This window comes from Streptomyces cynarae (genome assembly GCF_025642135.1).
GTDB classification, from domain to species: Bacteria; Actinomycetota; Actinomycetes; order Streptomycetales; family Streptomycetaceae; genus Streptomyces; species Streptomyces cynarae.
In genome coordinates, this window is the sequence record NZ_CP106793.1 from 4,066,542 (window position 1) to 4,087,463 (window position 20,922).

Consider the following 20,922-nt stretch of genomic DNA (forward strand, 5'->3'; position numbering starts at 1 on the left):
ACCACGGCAATATCGAGAAACCCGCAAGGAGACGGAAATGAGCTTCAAGAAGCTTGCCCCGCTGCCCCCGAAGCCCAAGGCCAAGCAGCTCCCGCCCCCGCCGAAGCCGAAGAAGAAGCACCAGCCGAAGCCGCTGCCCCAGCCGCTGCCCGGCCACGACCACTGAATCCGGTAATCCGGTAACCGCGAAGAGGGCCGACGGGTACACCGTCGGCCCTCTTTCGCGCTTTTCCCGGCCGATTTCGGCTGCATTTCACAGCCTGTGCCGAGATCACTCAAAGGGCCGACCAATCCCCGTGACAGAACCTCTGGGCATGACCAGGACTGATCAGTACGAGGACCACGCGGACGAGTACGCGGACCGCGAGGAGAACGACACCCCCACGATCCCCGCCCGCACCGCCTTCCGGCGCTTCTGGCCGATGACCAGGGGGCTGCGGGGCCGGCTGGCGATCGTCTGGGGGTGCACGGTGCTCGCCGCGCTCGCCGAGACCGCCGCCATCCTGCTGTTCAGCGAACTCACCGACCACGCGCTGCAGAAGGGCTCGCTGAGCGCGTTCTGGGCGCCGGCCGCCGAGTGGCTCGTGGTCGCCGTGCTCGGCGCGGCCATCGGGTACGCGGGCAACTCCCTGGCCACCTGGATCACCGAGCGTTTCGTGATGCGGCTGCGCGAGCACGTCTTCGACCACGTCCAGCAGTTGCCGCCGCACTTCTTCCAACGCCACCGGCAGGGCGACCTGCTGTCCCGGCTGACCGGCGACGTCGAGGCGATCGAGACGATGGTGGTGTCCGGGCTGGTCGGAGCCGCCTCGGCCGCTTTCAGCGCCGTCTTCTACGCGGCCGCCGCGTTCTGGCTGCGCTGGGACCTCGCGGCGGCGACCTTCGTACTGGCGCCGCTGTTCTGGCTGGCCGCCCGGCGCTTCTCGGGAAGCATCAAGACGGTCTCGCGCGAGGGCCGGGTCGCGGACGGCGCGATCACCTCCGTGGTGGAGGAGTCGCTGGGCAACATCGTGCTCACCCAGGCGTACGACCGCCGCGCCGCCGAGCGGCGGCGGCTCGGGCAGGAGGCGAACGCCTGGTTCCGGGCGTCGGTGCGCTCGGCCCGACTGAGCGAGTTGTACGAGCAACTCGTGCAGGTCATCGAGACCGTGTGCGTGCTCACGGTGATCGGGCTCGGCGCCTGGGAGATCTCCGCGGGGCGGATGACGCTCGGCCAGTTGCTCGCGTTCGCGGCCTTCCTCGGCTACCTCTACCCGCCGGTGCGGGGCCTCGCGCAGCTCGGGCTCACGGTGACGGCCGCGACGGCCGGGGCCGAACGGCTGATCGAGATCCTGGACGTACGGCTGGCGGTGAGCGATCCGGCGCGTTCGGACCGGGCGCCGGCGGGGCGGCCCGACGGGTCGGTGGAGGTGCGGGACGTGTACTTCCGCTACCCGGGGGCGGACCGGATGGCGTTGGAGGGACTGTCGTTCTCCGTGCGCCCCGGCGAGTTGGTGATCATCACCGGACCGAGCGGCGCCGGTAAGTCCACGGTCTCCAAGATGCTGCTGCGCTTCTACGACCCCGACTCCGGCGCGGTGTTCCTCGACGGAACCCCGATCGGCGACTTCCCGCTGGCACGGCTGCGCGAGTACGTCACGCTGCTGCCGCAGGAGACCCTCGTCCTGCACGACACGGTCCGCGCGAACATCGCCTGCGGCCGGCCCGGCGCCGGCGAGCAGGCGATCATCGAGGCGGCACGGGCGGCGGACGCGCACGACTTCATCATGCGGCTCCCCGAGGGGTACGGGACCAAGGTCGACCCCAACTCCGCCCGGCTGTCCGGCGGTCAGCTGCAACGGCTCGCGATCGCGCGCGCCATCCTGCGCGACGCGCCCGTCCTCGTGCTGGACGAACCGACGACGGGCCTGGACGCGATGGCGGCACGCCGGGTCGTCAAACCGCTGCGGCGCCTGATGACCGGCCGTACGACGATCATGATCACGCACGATCTGAACCTGGCGCCCGACGCCGATCGCATCCTCGTCGTCGACCAGGGACGCATCGTCGAGACGGGCCGCCACGAGGTGCTGCTGGCGTGGGGCGGAGCGTACTCCCGGCTGCACCGCTCGCAGAACAACGTGAACATGGACACGGCGGAGCTGCGGCTGCCGCTGTTCCCTGAACCGGCGGAGGTGCCCGCAGCGGTTCCGGCGGAGTACGCGGCCGGGGCCCCGGCGGGGCAGCAGGTCGGCCGGCCGGCACCCGACCCGTACGTGCCGTACGGGTTCCCCGGGAAATCCCCCGGGGCCGTGCCCCACCAACTCCCGGACGGCCGCCCGCTCTTCCGTGACGAGCGGCCCCGGCACGGAGGCTGACACCGTTCGGCGGCCGGGGGTACAGGCCCATAACCGCTTCACACACATGACGAAGTCCACTACCCTGGACTTCCAGGTACACCAAGCTGCACGATCTCCGCACAGCACCTGGAAGGCCCCGTGAACACGCCCAGCACCGCAGCCTCCGCCGCCTCTCCGGCGGCGCCCCCCGCCTCGACCGCTCCGGTGGCGCCCGGCGGTCCTCGGCTGCGGGGTTCCCTCGGGCCCGTCGGCCTGGTGCTCGCCGGAGGCGTCTCGGTCCAGTTCGGCGGCGCGCTCGCGGTGAGCCTCATGCCGCGAGCCGGTGCACTGGGGGTCGTCACCCTGCGACTGGTGGTGGCAGCGATCGTCCTGCTCCTGGTGTGCCGGCCCCGGCTGCGCGGGCACTCGCGCGCCGACTGGGGCACGGTCGTCGTCTTCGGCGTCACCATGGCCGCGATGAACGGCCTCTTCTATCAGGCCGTCGCCCGCATCCCGCTGGGCCCCGCCGTCACGTTGGAGGTCCTCGGCCCGCTGGCCCTCTCGGTGCTGGCCTCCCGCCGCGCGGTGAACGTGGTCTGGGCGGCCCTCGCCCTGGCCGGCGTGTTCCTGCTGGGTGGCGGAGGCTTCGGCGACCTGGACCCGGCGGGTGTCGCCTTCGCCCTGTCGGCGGGCGCGATGTGGGCGGCGTACATCGTCTTCAGCGCCCGTACCGGACGGCGCTTCCCGCAGGCCGACGGCCTGGCGCTCGCGATGGCGGTCGCGGCGGTGCTGTTCGTGCCGCTGGGGATCGCCGAGTCCGGCACGAGGCTGCTCGTACCGGTGACGATCGGACTCGGCGCGGCCGTGGCGATGCTCTCCTCGGTCCTGCCCTACACCCTGGAGCTCCTCGCCCTGCGCCGCCTGCCCGCCTCCACCTTCGCGATCCTGATGAGCCTGGAGCCGGCCCTCGCGGCGACGGCGGGCTTCCTGATCCTCGGCCAGTCCCTGACCGCGACCCAGGCGGTGGCGATCACGTTGGTCATCGCGGCGAGCATGGGGGCGGTGCGGACGCAGGTCGGGCGGGGCAGGGTGAGGACGGCGGAGCCGGAGGCATAGGCCCCGGGGCGGCTGTCGGCGAGGACGGCTTCGCGCCCGGCCTCCGGCGTCGGGACGGACGGGCGAGCCGCCGCCCCATCGCGGAGTGCGGCGGGTTGCGCGGCGGCGGTGCGACACATTTCCCGAAGGTGTCGCAGTTCAGCCGGTACACCCCCTCCGTGGACACGTCCGCGCGCACATCGGGCCGGCGTTCCGCGAGCTGGAAGCAGCATGGAGGGAAGGGGGCGCCGCCATGGCCCGTGCGGCTGCCCGGGTCGTCGTCGATGACGTCTTCCTCACGCCCGACGGCCCTGCCCGCCTGGCCATCACTCCCGCTCCGGCGCCGCTCCCCGCGCCTCCATCCGTCCGAACACCTCCAGCACCTCCGCGTCGCCCGCCCGTGCGTTGAGGAAGTAGTCCGCCCACTCGGCGATGTCCTCGTACGCCGACTCCCGGGTCAGGCGGGCGATGGCGGACGGAATGTCGAAGAGCGTTCTGCGCAGGTCCACGCCGGGACCGAGCAGGCACCAGTGGGCGCCGGGGCGGCCGTAGGGCATGCCGACGCTGCCGGGGTTGACCACCTGGCGGCCGTGGGCGAGCCGGACGTACGGCATGTGGGTGTGGCCGCACACCACCGTGCCGATCGTGTCCGGCAGCTTCTCCCACACCTGAGCCCAGCGGGTGAGGGGCGAGTCGACGAGGACGACCTCCTCGTCGTTCCTCGGTGTCGCATGACAGAACAGGACCTCGCCGAGGCCGCGCACCGGGAGTGTCACCGTCAGCGGCAGTCCGGCGAGGAAGTCGACCTGCTTCTCGCGGAGCCGGGAGGCCGCGTAGGGGCCGATGGGGTCGGGGATCTCCGTCCGCTGTCCGCGGCGGTATTCGACGAGTTCCCGGTCCGCGTTCCCCGCGACCCAGACCACCCGCCCGCCCTCGCGCGCCAGCAGGTCCAGGACCTCGGCCGGCTGCGGGCCCGCCGTGATGTCGCCCGTCACCACGACGCGGTCGGCGGCGGCGACCTCCGGCTCCGCGAGTACCGCTTCCAGGGCGGGCAGTACGCCGTGGATGTCGGAGAGGACCGCCACCCGGTCCAGTACGTCGCTCACTTACTCGTCCCCCTCCTTGTCGATGACCTCTCCAGCCCTTCCGCCAGCACCTCCGCCAGATGCCGTGCCCTGACGCCCGCCAGCTGCTGGAGCTGGGTGCGGCAGGAGTAGCCGTCCGCCAGGATCACCGCGTCCTCGGGTGCCGAGCGCACCGACGGGAGCAGTTGTTCCTCCGCGCAGGCCGTCGACACCTCGTAGTGGCCCTTCTCGAAGCCGAAGTTGCCCGCGAGGCCGCAGCAGCCGCCGGTGAGTTCGCCGGTCAGGCCCGCCGCCGTGCGCAACCGGCGGTCGGCCGTGTCGCCCAGGACCGCGTGCTGGTGGCAGTGGGTCTGGCCGGCCACCGGGCGGTCGAGGCGGGGCGGTGTCCAGTCGGGGGCGTACCTCTCCAGAGCCTCCGCGAACGTCACCACCGCCGCCGCGAGACGCTGCGCGCGTGGGTCGTCGTGCAGCAGCTCGGGGAGGTCCGTGCGCAGAGCGGCGGCGCAGCTCGGTTCGAGGACGACCACCGGGGCGCCGGCCGCCAGCACCGGTTCCATCAGGCCGAGGGTGCGGCGCATGACGGTGCGGGCGCGGTCCAGTTGGCCGGTGGAGACGTAGGTCAGGCCGCAGCAGACCCTGCGCCGGCGGCCCGGGGGCAGGGCCACCCTGAGGCCCGCCGCCTCCAGCACCCGTACCGCCGCGCGGCCCACCGACGGCGACAGGTGTTCCGTGAAGGTGTCCGGCCAGAGGGCGACCAGCGGGCCCGCCGTCCGGGGGCGTCCGCCGGTCGTCCGCCTCCACCAACGGCTGAAGGTCTCCTGCGCCAGTCGGGGGAGGCGGCGCTCCGGTGCGATCCCGCCCAGACGCTTCGCGAGCGACGCAAACGGGTCCACCGACGCGAGGGCGTTGACCAGCGGCGCCGCGCGGGTGCGGGCCACCGACCGGAGCCACAGCGGCAGCCACCCCATCGCGTAGTGCGCGGCCGGGCGGCGGCGGTCCGCGTAGTGGTGGTGCAGGAACTCCGCCTTGTAGGTCGCCATGTCGACGCCGACCGGGCAGTCCGTACGACAGCCCTTGCAGGACAGGCACAGGTCGAGGGCGTCCCTGACCTCCGTCGAGCGCCAGCCGTCCGTCACCACCTCGCCCGCCAGCATCTCGTGCAGCAGCCGGGCGCGGCCCCGCGTGGAGTGCTCCTCCAAGCCCGTCGCCCGGAACGACGGGCACATCACCGAAGAGCCGGACACCGTCGTCGTACGGCACTTGGCGACGCCCACGCACCGGCGGACCGCCGCCGAGAAGTCGCCGCCGTCCGACGGATAGCCGAAGGCGACCTCGACCCGCTCACGGGGCAGCACCGCGAACCTCAGGTTCTCGTCCAGGCGGGCCGGGCGGACCAGCATGCCCGGGTTGAGCAGGCCGTCCGGGTCCCACAGGTCCTTGGCGCGGGTGAACAGTGCGACCAGATCGGGGCCGTACATCTTCGGCAGCAGCTCCGCGCGCGCCTGCCCGTCACCATGCTCCCCCGACAGCGAGCCGCCATGGGCGACGACCAGGTCCGCGAGGTCCTCTGAGAAGCGGCGGAAGCGGGCGACGCCCTCCTCGGTCAGCAGGTCGAAGTCGATCCGGACGTGGATGCAGCCGTCCCCGAAGTGGCCGTACGGAGTGCCGCGCAGGCCGTGGTCCCTCAGCAGGCGCCTGAAGTCGCGGAGATAGTCGCCGAGTCGGGCCGGGGGTACCGCGCAGTCCTCCCAGCCGGGCCAGGCCTCTCCCCCACTCTCGGCTCCGCTCGAGCGGGAGGGGCCCCCTCCGTCGGGCATGCGGGTCGCCGTACCGGCGGCGTCCTCCCGCAGCCGCCACAGCGCGCGCTGTCCGGCGGGGTCGGTGACCACCGTGGCGTCCGTGACGTCCGCCGCCCGGACGATGGCCTCCGCACGCGCGCGTGCCTCCGCCTCATCCCCGCCGCCCGCCTCCACGAACAGCCAGGCGCCGCCGCGCGGCAGCCCCGCCGACGGTGGTACGAGATCGGCGGCCATGCCCTCCACCGTCAGCGGGCCGAGCGGCAGCAGCCCGGCCGCCGCCTGGGCCGCCGCCGTCTCGTCCGCGTACCCCAGCACGGCGAGCGCACGCGCGCGGGGTGCCTCGACGAGGCGCACGACCGCCTCCGTCAGGACGCCCAGCGTGCCCTCGGAGCCGCAGAAGGAGCGGGCCACATCCGAGCCCTTCTCCGGCAGCAGCGCGTCCAGGGCGTAACCGGAGATACGGCGCGGGAGGGACGGGAAGCCCGTGCGCAGGAGCGCCAACTCACCCTCGAGCAGCGTCCGCAGCCCCTCGGGGGCGCCCTTCCAGCCCGGCCCGAGGGTCAGCGGCTCGCCCCGCGCGGTGAGCACCGACAGCTCCCGTACGTTGTCCGCCGTCGTCCCCCAGGCCACCGAGTGCGAGCCGCACGCGTTGTTCCCGATCATTCCGCCCAGCGTGCAGCGGGCGTGGGTGGAGGGGTCCGGGCCGAAACGCAGGCCGTGCGGGGAGGCGGCCTCCTGGAGGCGGTCGAGGACCAGGCCCGGCTGCACCACCGCCGTGTGCGCCTCGGGGTCCAGGGACACGATCCGGTTCATGTGGCGGGTGAAGTCGAGCACCACCCCGGTGCCCGTCGCCTGCCCGCCGATCGACGTGCCGCCGCCGCGGGCGACGACCGGCACGCCGTGCGCCCGGCACACCGCCAGCGCCGCCGCCACGTCGTCCGCGTCCCGGGGCGCCACCACGCCGAGCGGGACGCGCCGGTAGTTCGACGCATCCATGGTGTGCAGCGCCCGCACGGTCGTGTCGAACTCGACCGCACCGCGCACCGCCGCGCGCAGCTCCCGACTCAGCGCACCGACGTCGGCGACGGCACCCGCCGCCTGCTGCCCTCGCACCACAGGATCCGTCATGCCACCAGCATGCCTTCCGCCACTGACGGTGACCGTCCCGGGGCACACCGGAGCCGTCTCGCAGGACGGTGGGCGGCTGCGGTCGCCGGGTGGTGGCCACTGCGGCCGCCGAGCTGTCGCGCGGCAATCACACGCCCAATCACTCTTATAGTGACGCCACTTGAGGCCGAGGACACCATTCATGACCGCCCCCGTACCGCCCGGCGGGTCGTCCCGGCGGGTGACGCGCTGATCGTGTCGTACGGGGCGATCGGGCGGGACGAGAAGGCGCACGGTCCGACCGCGGGCGTCTTCGACGTCACCCGGGAAACAAAGAACCGGCACATCTCCTTCGGGCACGGTCCGCACGTGTGCCCCGGGGCGGCGCTGTCCCGTCTTGAGGCGGGGGTGGCGCTTCCGGCGCTGTACGCCCGTTTCCCGGACCTGGCGGTGCCGACGAGCGAGCTGCGGCTCGGCGGCTGAGGCAGGGGTTCCTCGCCCCCGCCGCCCCTACCCTTCCCGTCCTTGGGGGCTGCGGGATACGGGGCGGCGTCCCAATGGGGTGCGGGGTCGAAGGGGTGCAGGGGACGCAGTCCCCGCCGGGGCACGGGGCGGAGACCCGGTGGGGTCGGAGGGGCGGAGCCCCGCGGCGGCGGGGGCGGGGTCAACCGGCGGCGACACCCCGTCTCAGCCGACGGACCACGTTTCGCCCAGGTTTCCTCCAGCGGCTACGCTCCGTCCGTGGCTGATATCCAGATTCCTGACGACATCAAGCCCGCCGATGGTCGTTTCGGCGCGGGTCCCTCCAAGGTGCGGGTCGAGGCGCTGGACGCCCTCGCCGCCACGGGTAGCTCCCTGCTCGGCACGTCCCACCGCCAGGCCCCGGTCAAGAACCTGGTCGGCAAGGTGCGCGAGGGTATCCGTGAGCTGTTCCAGCTCCCCGACGGCTACGAGGTGATCCTCGGCAACGGCGGGTCCACCGCGTTCTGGGACATCGCGACCCACGGCCTGATCGAGAACAAGTCGCAGCACCTCAGCTTCGGCGAGTTCTCCTCGAAGTTCGCCAAGGCCGCCAAGCTCGCCCCGTGGCTCGCCGAGCCCACCGTCGTCGCCACCGACCCCGGCACCCACCCCGAGCCGCAGGCCGAGGCGGGCGTCGACGTCTACGCGTACACGCACAACGAGACGTCGACCGGTGTCGCCATGCCGATCAAGCGCGTCGAGGGTGCCGACGAAGGCGCGCTGGTCCTCGTGGACGCCACCTCCGGCGCCGGCGGCCTCCCGGTCGACATCGCCGAGACCGACGTCTACTACTTCGCCCCGCAGAAGTCCTTCGCCTCCGACGGCGGCCTGTGGATCGGCGTCTTCTCCCCGGCCGCGATCGAGCGCGCCGAGCGCATCCACGCCTCCGGCCGCCACATCCCGGAGTTCTTCAGCCTCCCCACGGCGATCGACAACTCCCGCAAGAACCAGACGTACAACACCCCGGCCCTCGCCACCCTGTTCCTGCTCAACCAGCAGCTTGAGTGGATCAACGGCCAGGGCGGCCTGGACTGGGCGGTCCGCCGCACCGCCACCTCGGCGCGCACGCTGTACGGCTGGGCCGAGGACGTCAAGTTCGCGACCCCGTTCGTCACCGACCCGGCCAAGCGCTCCCAGGTGATCGGCACGATCGACTTCTCGGACGAGGTCGACGCCGCCGCCGTCGCCAAGGTCCTGCGCGCCAACGGCATCGTCGACACCGAGCCGTACCGCAAGCTCGGCCGCAACCAGCTCCGCATCGCGATGTTCCCGGCGATCGAGCCGGCGGACATCGAGGCACTGACGAAGTGCGTCGACTACGTGATCGAGAAGCTGTAGGACTCGGGCGACCTCATCGCGCACGACGGAAGGGGCGTCCGGTGTCACCGGGCGCCCCTTCCCGTCCTTCTCTAGCGCGGGGTGCGGCGCAGCAGGCGTTTGAGGACCAGGACGAGGGCCAGGCCGGCGGCGAGGACCAGGGCGCCCACCTTGTAGTCGGCGTTCAGCGGTGAACCGCTTCCGGCCCCGGTCTGCGTACTCCCCTTCCCCGAGGGCGACTTGGACGACCGGTGACCGGGCACCTTCTCGGGCTGCACCGGGCTGTCCGCGCCCTCGCTCCCGTACAGGAGCTCGGAGCCGTCGAGCGTGTACGTGACCGACTCGCCCTGCCGCTGCAGAGGGACGTCGAGGCGGGTCTGCTTCTTGATCCGCCCGCCGTTCCACGCGTACGCGATGCCGCCGAAGTAGCCGCGCACGGCGAGCTGTTCGCCGTCGGGCGAGAAGGCGGCGTCGGTGGCCCACAGGTCGACGGCGGCGGTGGGGCGGAAGACGTTCGTCCCCGTGGCGGACAGCCTGGCCGGGCCCTCGTAGAGGTGGCCGCCGTCCTCCTTCTTGTCGATGATGTAGACGCGCCCGGTCTTCGGGTGGACCAGCAGGGACTCGGCGTCCCTGGGGCCGTCCGCGTACTTCACGACGTACTGGGTGGCGCGGATCGTCTGGTCCTTGAGCACCTTCGGCTCGGGCAGCTTGTAGATCCACACGTACGGCCACTTGCCGCCGAAGTTGTCGCCGATGTCGCCGAGGTAGATCTCGTTGCCCGGGCCCATGGAGACGGCCTCCACGTCACGCGGGGTGCCGATGCCGCGGAGGGTGAGGGTGGCCACCGTCTTTCCGGTGCGGCCGTCCACCGCGTAGACGTACGGGCCGTCGTCGCTGTCGTTGTGCGTCCAGTAGATCCCCGGGTGGAGACGGGAGGCGGCGAGCCCGCTCGACTCGGTGATCCGGGGATCCTTGATGGTGAAGCCCCCGTCGTCGGCGGACGCGGGCGCCGACGCGACGAGCGCGAGCACACCGGCGAGCAGGGCCCCGAAGAGGCCGGAGAGGAACGCGGACGATCGACGCATGGCCCCAGCGTGCCATCCCGTGATCGGCGGGCGTCGCGCGTGTCGATCCTCACACCCACCCCATCCCATACGTCCCACGCCGTTTCCCCGCTGATCGTCCATCATGAGCGGATGCTCAGGTTCATGCCCGTAGGCGACTCCCAGACGATCGGCAGCGCGGGCGAACACACATGGCGTTACCGGCTGTGGCGGCATCTCTGCACGACGTACGGCGGCCCGTGCACGCTCGTCGGTCCGCGCGAGACGCTGTACGACAAGGCGGCGGACGCGCCGACGTCGCACGCCTACGCCGAACCCGACTTCCCCCGCGCCCACCTGGCGGGCTGGGGCGAGGGCTGGTTGCACATGGCGCCGCTGATCGCGGACGCGGTCCGCGCGTCGCGGGCGGACGTGCTCCTGGTCTCCCTGGGCCTGATCGACCTGGGCTTCTACACGAACGCGGAGCAGACGGCGGAGAACGTGCGCCGCTTCGTGACTCAGGCGCGGAGCGCCAACCCTCGTGTCCGGATGGTCCTGCTCCCGGTGATCCCCAACATCCGGGCGCAGGCGGACGCGCTCTTCGGGGCCCAGGTGGCCCTCTTCAACGAACTTCTGGCGAAGGCGGCTGCCGACCTGGACGAGCCCCGCTCGCCGATCCTGCTGGCCTCGCCGCCGCCGTCGTACGACATCCACGTCGACACGTACGACGGTACGCATCCGAATGCCTCCGGCGAGCACAAGATCGCGGCGGCGTTCGCGGGGGCGATGTGGGAGGCGTGGGGGATCGGACAGGTGTACGCGGCCGGAACAAGTTGACCGATTTCCGGCGTCTCCTCGTCACCGTGCGTATCGTTGAACAGCGCGGCTGCACTCGTCCGTGGGCAGCCGGGGAGGAGCGCCACGATGACCGTCCTTGAAGACAGGATCGAAATGGCCGACGCCGACGCCAACACCAAGCGTCTGGACGAGTGGTTCGAGCGTCTTGAGCGCATGCCCGTCCCCGAGGGATACAGGGTCGAGATCGTCGGGGGCAACGTCCATATGACGCCGCAGCGGGACACTCATTGGCTGATCATCCGCGAGTTCCTCTGGGCTCTCGAGGACAGGTTCGGGAGGAAGGTCAAGGTGTTCTCGGACGTCCGCATCGACTTCCCGGGCCACGAAAACGGCTTCTGCCCGGACGTCGCCCTGCTCAAGAGCTCGGCAAAGCCGGACGACACGGGCCACTGGCGTTACCAGGACGTCGAGTTCGTCGCCGAGGTCATCTCCCAGGGCACGGCTCAGAACGACTACGGCCCGAAGAGGGCCGCCTACGCTGACGCCGAGGTCCCTGTCTACGTCATCGCCGATCCCTACCAGGGACGGTGCTACGTCTACACCGACCCCAAGGACGGCGACTACGAGAACAGGACGCCGGTGGACTTCGGCACCGACATCGACCTGACCGGCACCGTGGTCGACCTCGTCCTCAAAACCGACGACTTCCCTCGCGACTGATCCGCCCGCTCCCCGACCCCCTTGCCTAGAGCGCACTCCACGCCGTTGGCTAAGCAGTCATGAAGTACACGCAGCTCGGACGCACGGGACTCAAGGTCAGCCGGCTCGTTCTCGGGACCATGAACTTCGGTCCGCAGACCGAGGAAACCGACAGTCACGCGATCATGGACGCGGCCCTGGACGCGGGGATCAACTTCTTCGACACCGCCAACGTGTACGGCTGGGGCGAGAACAAGGGCCGTACCGAGACCATCATCGGCAACTGGTTCGCCAAGGGCGGCGAGCGGCGCGACAAGGTCGTGCTCGCCACCAAGGTGTACGGCAACATGGGCCCGGACGGGGAGGCCTGGCCCAACCACGACAAGCTCTCCGCCGTGAACATCCGGCGGGCGGTCGACGCCAGCCTCAAGCGCCTCCAGACCGACTACATCGACCTGTACCAGTTCCACCACATCGACCGGAACACTCCCTTCGAGGAGATCTGGCAGGCCCTGGACGTGCTGGTCCAGCAGGGCAAGGTCCTGTACGTCGGCTCCAGCAATTTCCCCGGCTACAAGATCGCGCAGGCGAACGAGACCGCCGCCCGGCTCGGCTCGCTGGGACTGGTCAGCGAGCAGTGCCTGTACAACCTCTTCGAGCGCCGCGCCGAGATGGAGGTCATCCCGGCCGCGCAGGACTACGGCGTCGGAGTCATCCCGTGGTCGCCGCTGCACGGCGGAATGCTGGGCGGCGTCATCAAGAAGGAGGTGCAAGGCGGACGCCGGGCCGGCGGGCGCACCGCCGACTCGCTCGCCGATCCCGCTGTGCGGTCGCAGATCCAGTCCTACGAGGACCTGCTGGAGAAGCACGGCCTGGAGCCCGGCGAAGCGGCTCTCGCCTGGCTGCTGACCCGCCCCGGCGTCACGGGACCGATCGTCGGCCCGCGCACCGCCGAGCAGCTTGAGTCCGCGATCAGGGCGGTGGAGCTGGAGCTGACGGAGGAGGTCCTGGCGGGCCTGGAGGAGATCTTCCCCGGTCCGGGCCCGTCTCCGGAGGCCTTCGCCTGGTAGCCCGCCCGGCGGGACGCGGATGCGGGACGCGGGTGGTGTCCGCGGGCCGGGAAGGTCTGGCCCGGGGCACCTCGCCCGCGTCCGCGCGGTACCCCTGGATCTACTTCCCGACCGCCGCCGCCAGCGCCACCACTGCGAACATCAGCACGAGCACACCGGCCATGATCCGGTTTCGGGTCTTCGGGTCCACGTATCGAGCCTAACCGGGCCTCGTCACTCCCCTGCGCCGAGCCCCCACCGCTCCACCGTCTCGTAGCGCGGCTGCTCCCCCGGCACGCCCGACCTCGGCAGGCGGCTGCGCACGAGGGTCAGGTCGGCGACCCTCCACTCGCGGCCCGCGAACTCCCGCAGTGCCGCCACATACGGCCGGAGGTCCGCCGGGCCCCGGCTGCGGGCCAGGGTCAGATGCGGGCGGTAGGGGCGGTGCTCCCCCATCTCCACGCCCGCCTTGCGCGCCGCGGACTCCACACGGTCGGCGAGCAGCCGAAGCGCCCGTACGTCCCCGGACGCGCCCACCCACAGTGCCCGGTCCCCGAAGCGCCCGCCCCCGGACACGGACAGCGGGAACGGCTCGGTGTGCCGGGCCGCCCGGGCGAGCCGCTCGGACAGGTCCGGTACGACGTCCTCGGACACCTCACCGTAGAAGGCCAGGGTGAAGTGCCAGGCCGGCCGTTCCGTCCAGCGCAGTGAGCGCGCCCCCGGCAGCCCCTCCAACTCCTTCACCGCCGAGGCCAGTTCCCGGAGGGCGTCCGGGGGCGGCAGCACCGCGGCGAAGAGTCTCATGACCTCACCTTCGCAGGGATCGGGTTCCCCGGCCACACCGGTGACCAGGCGCGAAGAGGGGCGCCCACGCCCCGGGGCGCCCCGAACCCCTCAGGCCGGCACCGGCTCCTCGCGCGGCACGAACCGCACCCGCGGGTGTCCCCGGTGCCAGCCCACCGTCAGGCGCAGGCCGCTCGCACGGGCCAGGATCAGGCCGATGGTCGCGGCGGCCAGGGCCGAGATCAGGCCGCCCAGGGCGAACCCGACCCGGGCGCCGTACGCGTCCGTGATCCAGCCGACGACGGGCGCCCCGAGCGGTGTACCGCCCATGAAGACCATCATGAACAGGGCCATGACGCGGCCGCGCATCGCCGGGTCCGTGCCCATCTGGACGGCCGTGTTCGCCGTGACGTTCACCGTGAGGCCGAAGATCCCTATCGGCACCATCAGCAGCGAGAACAACCACAGGGACGGCGCCCCGGCCGCCACGACCTCCAGCGTGCCGAAGAGGGCCGCCGCCGCGATCAGCACCCGCAGCCGGGCCGTGCCGCGGCGGGCGGCGAGCAGCGCGCCGGTCAGCGAGCCGATCGCCATCAGAGTGTTGAAGAGGCTGTAGGCGCCGGCGCCCGCGTGGAAGACGTCGTCCGCGTAGGCCGACAGCCACACGGGGAAGTTGAAGCCGAAGGTGCCGATGAACCCGACCAGCACGATCGGCCAGATCAGCTCCGGGTGCCCGGCGACATAGCGCAGGCCCTCGCGCAGCTGGCCCTTGCCGCGCGGTGCGCGATCCACGGCGTGCAGATCACGGGAGCGCATCAGCAGCAGGCCGGCGATGGGCGCGAGGAAGGACAGGCCGTTGAGCAGGAAGGCCCAGCCGGTGCCCATGCCGGTGATCAGGACACCGGCGACGGCGGGGCCGACCAGGCGGGCGGACTGGAAGTTCGCCGAGTTCAGGCTGACCGCGTTCTGCAGGTGCTTCGGGCCGACCATCTCGGAGACGAAGGACTGCCGGGCCGGGTTGTCGAGGACCGTGGCGAGTCCGACGGCGAAGGCGGCCACGTAGACGTGCCAGACCTGGACGTGCCCGGTCAGGGTCAGGAAGGCGAGGACGAGGCCGGTGGCTCCCATCGCCGACTGCGTGACGAGCAGCGTCGGGCGCTTGGGCAGACGGTCGACGAGGACGCCGCCGTACAGGCCGAACAGCAGCATCGGCAGGAACTGCAGCGCCGTGGTGACACCGACGGCGGTGGAGGAGCCGGTCAGGCTGAGCACCAGCCAGTCCTGGGCGATGCGCTGCATCCAGGTGCCGGTGTTGGAGACGACCTGGCCGAGGAAGAAGAGCCGGTAGTTACGGATGCGCAGCGAGCTGAACATCGATGACTTGCGGGGCTCGGTCGGGACGGCGGTCTCGGCGCGTTCGACGGACTCGGCCGGCAGGACGGGCTCGGTCCGCGCGTCGGGCTCGGCCGGCGGCACGGGCCCGGTCCGTGGGACGGGCTCGGTCCGTGGGACGGGCTCGGTCCGTGGGACGGGGCCGGTCTGCGTGACGGGCGCGGTCCTTGCGACGCGGCCGGTCCGTGCGACGGGCTTGGTGCGTGCGACGGTCTCGGTCCGCTCGACGGTCCCGGTCCGTGCGACGGTCCCGGTCCGCTCGGCAGGCTCGGGGCCCTCGGCGGCGGTGGGGGGTTGTGCCGGTTGTGCGGTCTCGTGGGCGGGCGGGGAGTAGTGGGTGGCTGGTGCGGGGGCGGAAGCTGCTCCGGTTCCCGTACTCAAAGGGATTCGCCTCCTTGCGATGACGGCTTCGTACGTACGCGGGTGGGGGCCGCGTCGGTCACGGTGGGCGTCCGGCACGGGCACGCATCCGTGGCCGCGACACCCCGGCTCGGGGTGCCGCAGGGCCCCGGATGCGGCCCGGTCACAGGTGCGCGAGCTTCTCGAGGACGGGGGCCGCGGCGCGCAGTGCCGCCCACTCGTCCTCGTCCAGGCCCTCGATCAGTCCGGCCAGGAACGCGTTTCTCTTGCGGCGGCTCTCCTCGAGCATCGCCTCGGCACGCTCGGTCTGGGTGACCACCTTCTGGCGCCGGTCCTCGGGGTGGGGCTCCAGGGCGACCAGACCCTTGCTCTCCAGCAGCGCCACGATGCGGGTCATCGAGGGCGGCTGGACGTGCTCCTTGCGGGCCAGCTCACCCGGGGTCGCGGAGCCGCAGCGGGCCAGGGTGCCGAGCACCGACATCTCGGTCGGGCTCAGCGACTCGTCGACCCGCTGGTGCTTGAGTCGGCGCGACAGGCGCATCACGGCGGAGCGGAGAGCGTTCACAGCGGCAGCGTCGTCGCCATGGGTCAGGTCAGGCATGCTCTTTAGGATAACTCATTACCTTTCCTAAAGACCACCCGGACGCACGCCCACAAGGGTGACTCCGACCACTTCCGCAGCGGCACGACCGGGACCAGGCAAGAAACCCCTGAGCTGCCTACATCACTCGAATGAGTGATCCGGCAGCGGAACGTGACCCCTCGCGTGCCCGGGTCGGGCAACCCTCGTCGCCATGGGGACCAGCGTGCTCAGCGTGCGTATAGACAGGGAACTGCTCGAGCGGCTCCGGCACCACGCCGCCAGAAGGGGAATGAGCGTCCAGGACTATGTCGTCCGGACGCTCATTCGGGATGACTTCGACCAGCGGTTCGAGGCCGCCGTCGAGGAGACGGAACGGTTCTACAACGGCTCTACGCCGGTCACCTGACCGTCGCCCGGCCCCGGAGGCCGGCCCGGCGGATCAGGTCAGGCCCAGCGCCGGCATCAGGTAGTAGAAGGCGAAGACCGCCGCCACCACGTACATCGCCGCCGGGACCTCACGCCCGCGGCCCGCGGCCAGGCGCAGCAGGGCGAAGGTGATGAAGCCCATGCCGATGCCGTTCGTGATGGAGTACGTGAACGGCATCATCAGCATGGTCACGAACGCGGGGATGGCGATCGTGTGGTCCGCCCAGTCGATCTCCTTGATCGAGTTGGACAGGATCAGGAAGCCCACCGCGACCAGGGCCGGGGTCGCCGCCTGGGACGGGACCATCGTGGCGACCGGGGTGAGGAAGAGCGCCACCGCGAACAGCAGGCCCGTGACGACGTTCGCGAAGCCCGTGCGCGCCCCCTCGCCGACACCGGCCGTGGACTCCACGAAGCAGGTGGTGGCCGAGGAGGAGCTGGCTCCGCCCGCCGCGACCGCGATGCCGTCGACGAAGAGGACCTTGTTGATGCCGGGCATGTTGCCCTCGGCGTCGGTCAGCTTGGCCTCGTCGCTGATGCCCATGATCGTGCCCATCGCGTCGAAGAAGCACGACAGCAGGACCGTGAAGACGAACAGAATGCCGGTCAGCACGCCGACCTTGCCGAAGCCTCCGAACAGGCTGACCTTGCCGATCAGACCGAAGTCGGGGCTGGCGACCGGGTTGCCGGGCCACTTCGGGACGGTCAGCCCCCAGCTGGGGATCTTGGCTACGGCGTTGAGGACCACCGCGAGGACCGTCATCGCGACGATCGAGATCAGGATCGCACCCGGAACCTTGCGGACGATCAGCGCGAAGGTGAGCAGCGCGCCGAGGACGAAGACCAGCACCGGCCAGCCGCTCAGGTGGCCGTTCACGCCGAGCTGGAGCGGGACCGTGGTCTGGGCGACGTCGGGGATACGGGTCACGAAGCCGGAGTCCACGAGACCGATCAGCATGATGAACAGGCCGATGCCGATCGAGATGCCCTTGCGCAGGCCGAGCGGCACGGCGTTCATCACGCGCTCGCGCAGACTGGTGGCGACGAGGAGCATCACCACGAAACCGGCGAGGACGACCATGCCCATCGCGTCCGGCCACGACATGCGCGGGGCGAGCTGGAGGGCGACGACCGTGTTCACGCCGAGGCCGGCGGCGAGGGCGATCGGGACGTTGCCGATCACGCCCATGAGCAGCGTGGTGAAGGCGGCCGTCACGGCCGTCGCGGTGACGAGCTGGCCGTGGTCCAGGTGGTGCCCGTACATGTCCTTCGCGCTGCCGAGGATGATCGGGTTCAGCACGATGATGTACGCCATCGCGAAGAAGGTGGCGAAACCGCCGCGGATCTCACGGGACAGCGTGCTGCCCCGCTCGGAGATCTTGAAGTAGCGGTCGAGGGCGCCGGACGGCGGCCGGGTGCCCGGCTGCTGCTGGGCGGAGGCCTTGGCGGGGGCCGAGGTGGGCATGCGGGACCTCAATGTGCACGGGGATCACGGGGATCGCGGACAAACGTGATCGAGTCTCGCCGTCGACTGTCACCAACAGGTTCCCCCACGCTTCTGTTGGTGCTTCATACGAACGTAAGCGGCCAGACTCGAACCGTTTCAGTATGAACATATAAGGCCCTGATCGCTATCTCCGCGCGTAGACCCTTGGCGCGCAAGGCCCCCAGGGCCGCGTCCGCGTCGCGCCGGGTCGGGGTCGGGTCGGCGTCGGAGCGGTTTCGGCTCCTCGTAAGCTGTGCGCATGGCGAAGTGGACCCCCAGGCACGAGGCGCCGGAGCCCCTTGAGGGCCCCGTGGCGCCCGTCGTCACCGGCGGCACGATCCTCTGGTTGCTGATGTTCCTGGTCCAGTTGCCGTTCTACGGCTGGTTCGCCGACCACGGGCACACATGGTGGCTGTGGACGTGCCTGGCGGGAGCGGGGCTGGGCTGCGTGGGCATCTGGTACGTGCGCAAGCGGGACGCGGCGATCAAGCGGGACACGGCGATCAAGCGGGCCGCCGACGCCGAGCGGTGACTTTCGCAGTACCTCTCCCGCGCTCCCTCCGACCCCCGCATGAGCCGCCCTCCTCCCCTGGTCGGATCTTTGAAGTGCTCGGCGGGTGAAGGCGCAAATCCGCACGTACCGTCGAATGCATGACGCACATCGACGCGGGCGCCGAACTCGATCCCGTGCACCCCGCCCCGATGCCCGTGCGGACGCGCGGCCTGACCGCCGCCGAAGTGGCCGAGCGGGTCGCCCGCGGTGACGTCAACGACGTTCCCGTGCGCAGCAGCCGCTCCCTCGGCGAGATCGTCCGCGCGAACGTCTTCACCCGCTTCAACGCGATCATCGGTGTGCTGTGGCTGATCATGCTGTTCGTGGCGCCGTTCCAGGACAGCCTGTTCGGATACGTCATCATCGCGAACACCGGGATCGGCATCATCCAGGAGTGGCGGGCCAAGAAGACCCTGGACTCCCTCGCGGTGATCGGCGAGGCACGGCCGACCGTGCGCCGGGACGGGACGGCGGCCGAGATCGGTACCTCCGAGATCGTGCTGGACGACGTCATCGAGATCGGGCCGGGGGACAAGATCGTCGTCGACGGCGTCTGCGTCGAGACCGACGGGCTGGAGATCGACGAGTCACTGCTCACCGGAGAGGCCGACCCCGTCGTCAAACGGCTCGGTGACCCTCTGATGTCCGGCAGCTTCGTGGTCGCGGGCGGTGGCGCGTTCCAGGCGACCAAGGTGGGCCGCGAGGCCTACGCCGTCCAGCTCGCCGACGAGGCGAGCCGTTTCACACTCGTGCACTCCGAGATGCGCACCGGCATCTCGACCATCCTCAAGTACGTCACCTGGATGATGGTCCCGACCGCGGTCGGCCTGGTGATCAGCCAGCTGGTGACGACGCAGCACGGGATCAAGGACTCCGTCGCCCGCACGGTCGGAGGCATCGTGCCCATGGTCCCCGAGGGGCTGGTCCTGCTGACCTCCGTGGCCTTCGCGATCGGTGTCATACGGCTGGGCCGCAAGCAGGTCCTCGTCCAGGAGCTGCCCGCCATCGAGGGGCTCGCCCGCGTCGACACCGTCTGCCTCGACAAGACGGGCACCCTCACCGAGGGCGGCATGGACGTCACCGAGCTGCGACCGCTCCAGGGCGCCGACGAGACCTACATACGCAAGGTCCTCGGCGCCCTCGGCGAGGCGGACCCGCGTCCGAACGCCTCCCTCCAGGCGATCATCGACGCCTACCCCGACAGCGAGGACTGGCGCTGCCTCGAGGCCCTGCCCTTCTCCTCCGCCCGCAAGTACAGCGGCGCCTCCTTCAGCGAGGGCGACGGCCAGACCGGCACCTGGCTCCTCGGCGCCCCCGACGTCCTCCTCGACCCCGACGACCCAGCGCTGACCGAGACCGAGCGGCTGAGCGAGCAGGGGCTGCGCGTGCTGCTGCTGGCCCGCGCCTCCCGGGACCTGGACGACCCGCGGGTCACGGCCGGCGTCCGGCCCACCGCGCTGGTCGTCCTGGAGCAGCGGCTGCGCCCGGACGCCGCCGACACCCTGCGCTACTTCGCCGACCAGAACGTCCGCGCCAAGGTCATCTCCGGCGACAACGCGGTGTCGGTGGGCGCGGTGGCCGGAAAGCTCGGCATCCGTGGCCAGGTGATGGACGCCCGGCACCTGCCGCAGAACCAGGACGAGATGGGGAAGTCCCTGGACAAGGGCACCGTCTTCGGCCGGGTCACCCCGCAGCAGAAGCGGGACATGGTGGGCGCGCTCCAGTCGCGCGGGCACACGGTGGCGATGACGGGCGACGGCGTGAACGACGTGCTGGCGCTCAAGGACGCGGACATCGGGGTGTCGATGGGCTCCGGCTCGGAGGCGACCCGGGCCGTGGCGCAGATCGTGCTGCTCGACAACAGCTTCGCGACGCTGCCGTCGGTGGTCGGCGAGGGACGGCGCGTCATCGGGAACATCACGCGGGTCGCGACGCTGTTCCTGGTGAAGACGGTGTACTCGGTGCTCCTGGCGGTGCTGGTGGTGTGCTCGCAGGTGGAGTACCCCTTCCTGCCCCGGCACCTGACCCTGCTGTCGACCCTGACGATCGGCGTCCCGGCGTTCTTCCTGGCCCTCGCGCCGAACAACGAGCGGGCGAGGCCCCACTTCGTCCGGCGGGTGATGCGGTACTCGATCCCGGGCGGGGCGGTGGCGGCGGTCGCCACGTTCGTCACGTACCTGATCGCCCGCCACCACTACAGCGGTCCCGGCTCCCTGGAGGCGGAGACCAGCGCGGCGACCCTCACGCTGTTCCTGATCGCCATGTGGGTGCTGGCCATCGTCGCCCGCCCCTACACCTGGTGGCGGATCGGTCTGGTGGCCGCGATGGGCGTGGCGTTCGTGTGCGTGCTGGGGGTGCCGTGGCTGCAGCACTTCTTCGCCCTGAGGCTGGTCGGGGAGACGATCCCCTGGGTCGCGGTGGGCATCGCGGCGGTGTCGGCGGCCGCCCTGGAGCTGCTCTGGAAGCGGGTCGACCGCCGGTTCCCCGCATGATGCCTCAGTCGAACG

17 protein-coding genes and 2 pseudogenes are annotated in these 20,922 nt (G+C 71.2%); 12 read left to right on the plus strand and 7 right to left on the minus strand.

Annotated features, from left to right (window positions below; genetic code table 11):
• Window positions 1–37: 37 nt before the first annotated feature.
• From N8I84_RS18605 to N8I84_RS18620, 4 genes and pseudogenes are all read left to right on the plus strand, one after another.
• On the plus strand, window positions 38–166 hold the full coding sequence (locus N8I84_RS18605) for a hypothetical protein (RefSeq protein ID WP_263230596.1): 129 nt from the start codon (window positions 38–40) through the stop codon (window positions 164–166).
• Between the two features lie 148 nt (window positions 167–314).
• A complete protein-coding gene (locus N8I84_RS18610) occupies window positions 315–2,357 on the plus strand; it encodes an ABC transporter ATP-binding protein (protein WP_263230597.1) in 2,043 nt (680 codons plus the stop codon).
• Window positions 2,358–2,477: 120 nt separating this feature from the next.
• Window positions 2,478–3,434 (plus strand): EamA family transporter, encoded by a 957-nt coding sequence (locus N8I84_RS18615; RefSeq protein ID WP_263230598.1) that lies wholly within the window; start codon window positions 2,478–2,480, stop codon window positions 3,432–3,434.
• A 178-nt stretch (window positions 3,435–3,612) separates the two neighbouring features.
• Window positions 3,613–3,711 (plus strand): annotated as a pseudogene (locus N8I84_RS18620) (phosphotransferase-like protein); the annotation flags it as partial.
• Between the two features lie 28 nt (window positions 3,712–3,739).
• Here the strand turns inward: N8I84_RS18620 and N8I84_RS18625 are convergent.
• Entirely contained in the window at window positions 3,740–4,519 is a 780-nt protein-coding gene (locus tag N8I84_RS18625; RefSeq protein WP_263230599.1) for a metallophosphoesterase family protein, read from the minus strand.
• On the minus strand, window positions 4,516–7,425 hold the full coding sequence (locus N8I84_RS18630; protein ID WP_390898915.1) for an FAD-binding and (Fe-S)-binding domain-containing protein: 2,910 nt from the start codon (window positions 7,423–7,425) through the stop codon (window positions 4,516–4,518). Before N8I84_RS18630 ends, N8I84_RS18625 begins: the two co-directional genes overlap by 4 nt.
• Before the next feature lie 204 nt (window positions 7,426–7,629).
• Between N8I84_RS18630 and N8I84_RS18635 the strand changes: the two are divergent.
• Both N8I84_RS18635 and serC read left to right on the plus strand, forming a co-directional pair.
• Window positions 7,630–7,887 (plus strand): annotated as a pseudogene (locus N8I84_RS18635) (cytochrome P450); the annotation flags it as partial.
• A 258-nt stretch (window positions 7,888–8,145) separates the two neighbouring features.
• On the plus strand, window positions 8,146–9,264 hold the full coding sequence (gene serC / locus N8I84_RS18640; RefSeq protein WP_263230600.1) for a phosphoserine transaminase: 1,119 nt from the start codon (window positions 8,146–8,148) through the stop codon (window positions 9,262–9,264).
• A 71-nt stretch (window positions 9,265–9,335) separates the two neighbouring features.
• On the opposite strand, the gene N8I84_RS18645 is transcribed toward serC, so the two are convergent.
• The gene (locus tag N8I84_RS18645; RefSeq protein WP_263230601.1) at window positions 9,336–10,328 is read right to left on the minus strand and encodes a WD40 repeat domain-containing protein; all 993 of its coding nucleotides are present in this window, start codon (window positions 10,326–10,328) and stop codon (window positions 9,336–9,338) included.
• Window positions 10,329–10,439: 111 nt separating this feature from the next.
• Between N8I84_RS18645 and N8I84_RS18650 the strand changes: the two genes are divergently transcribed.
• The 3 genes from N8I84_RS18650 to N8I84_RS18660 all read left to right on the plus strand — a co-directional run bounded on the left by N8I84_RS18650 (window position 10,440) and on the right by N8I84_RS18660 (window position 12,853).
• Complete coding sequence (locus N8I84_RS18650) at window positions 10,440–11,123, plus strand: SGNH/GDSL hydrolase family protein (protein WP_263230602.1); 684 nt, start codon at window positions 10,440–10,442, stop codon at window positions 11,121–11,123.
• Between the two features lie 87 nt (window positions 11,124–11,210).
• Entirely contained in the window at window positions 11,211–11,804 is a 594-nt protein-coding gene (locus tag N8I84_RS18655; RefSeq protein WP_263230603.1) for a Uma2 family endonuclease, read from the plus strand.
• Between the two features lie 59 nt (window positions 11,805–11,863).
• Window positions 11,864–12,853 carry an aldo/keto reductase gene (locus N8I84_RS18660; protein WP_263230604.1) on the plus strand — a complete coding sequence of 330 codons (990 nt, stop codon included), beginning with the start codon at window positions 11,864–11,866 and terminating at the stop codon, window positions 12,851–12,853.
• Window positions 12,854–13,066: 213 nt separating this feature from the next.
• Here the strand turns inward: N8I84_RS18660 and thpR are convergent, their stop codons facing one another.
• The 3 genes from thpR to N8I84_RS18675 form a co-directional block, all read right to left on the minus strand.
• Window positions 13,067–13,636 carry an RNA 2',3'-cyclic phosphodiesterase gene (thpR, locus tag N8I84_RS18665; RefSeq protein WP_263230605.1) on the minus strand — a complete coding sequence of 190 codons (570 nt, stop codon included), beginning with the start codon at window positions 13,634–13,636 and terminating at the stop codon, window positions 13,067–13,069.
• Between the two features lie 90 nt (window positions 13,637–13,726).
• Window positions 13,727–15,388, minus strand: coding sequence for an MFS transporter (locus N8I84_RS18670; RefSeq protein ID WP_390898916.1), 1,662 nt, complete (start codon window positions 15,386–15,388; stop codon window positions 13,727–13,729).
• A 142-nt stretch (window positions 15,389–15,530) separates the two neighbouring features.
• The gene (locus N8I84_RS18675; protein ID WP_200420914.1) at window positions 15,531–15,968 is read right to left on the minus strand and encodes a MarR family winged helix-turn-helix transcriptional regulator; all 438 of its coding nucleotides are present in this window, start codon (window positions 15,966–15,968) and stop codon (window positions 15,531–15,533) included.
• A gap of 193 nt (window positions 15,969–16,161) precedes the next feature.
• On the opposite strand from N8I84_RS18675, the gene N8I84_RS18680 reads away from it, so the two are divergent.
• Window positions 16,162–16,356, plus strand: coding sequence for a ribbon-helix-helix protein, CopG family (locus N8I84_RS18680; protein WP_200420915.1), 195 nt, complete (start codon window positions 16,162–16,164; stop codon window positions 16,354–16,356).
• A 33-nt stretch (window positions 16,357–16,389) separates the two neighbouring features.
• Here N8I84_RS18680 and N8I84_RS18685 read toward each other — a convergent pair whose 3' ends face one another.
• On the minus strand, window positions 16,390–17,841 hold the full coding sequence (locus tag N8I84_RS18685; RefSeq protein WP_263230606.1) for an NCS2 family permease: 1,452 nt from the start codon (window positions 17,839–17,841) through the stop codon (window positions 16,390–16,392).
• A gap of 280 nt (window positions 17,842–18,121) precedes the next feature.
• Here N8I84_RS18685 and N8I84_RS18690 point away from each other — a divergent pair, with 280 nt between their 5' ends.
• Both N8I84_RS18690 and N8I84_RS18695 read left to right on the plus strand, forming a co-directional pair.
• Window positions 18,122–18,394, plus strand: a complete 273-nt coding sequence (locus tag N8I84_RS18690; RefSeq protein ID WP_263230607.1) for a DUF2530 domain-containing protein — start codon at window positions 18,122–18,124, stop codon at window positions 18,392–18,394.
• Window positions 18,395–18,513: 119 nt separating this feature from the next.
• The gene (locus tag N8I84_RS18695) at window positions 18,514–20,907 is read left to right on the plus strand and encodes a cation-translocating P-type ATPase (RefSeq protein ID WP_263230608.1); all 2,394 of its coding nucleotides are present in this window, start codon (window positions 18,514–18,516) and stop codon (window positions 20,905–20,907) included.
• Window positions 20,908–20,922 lie beyond the last annotated feature (15 nt).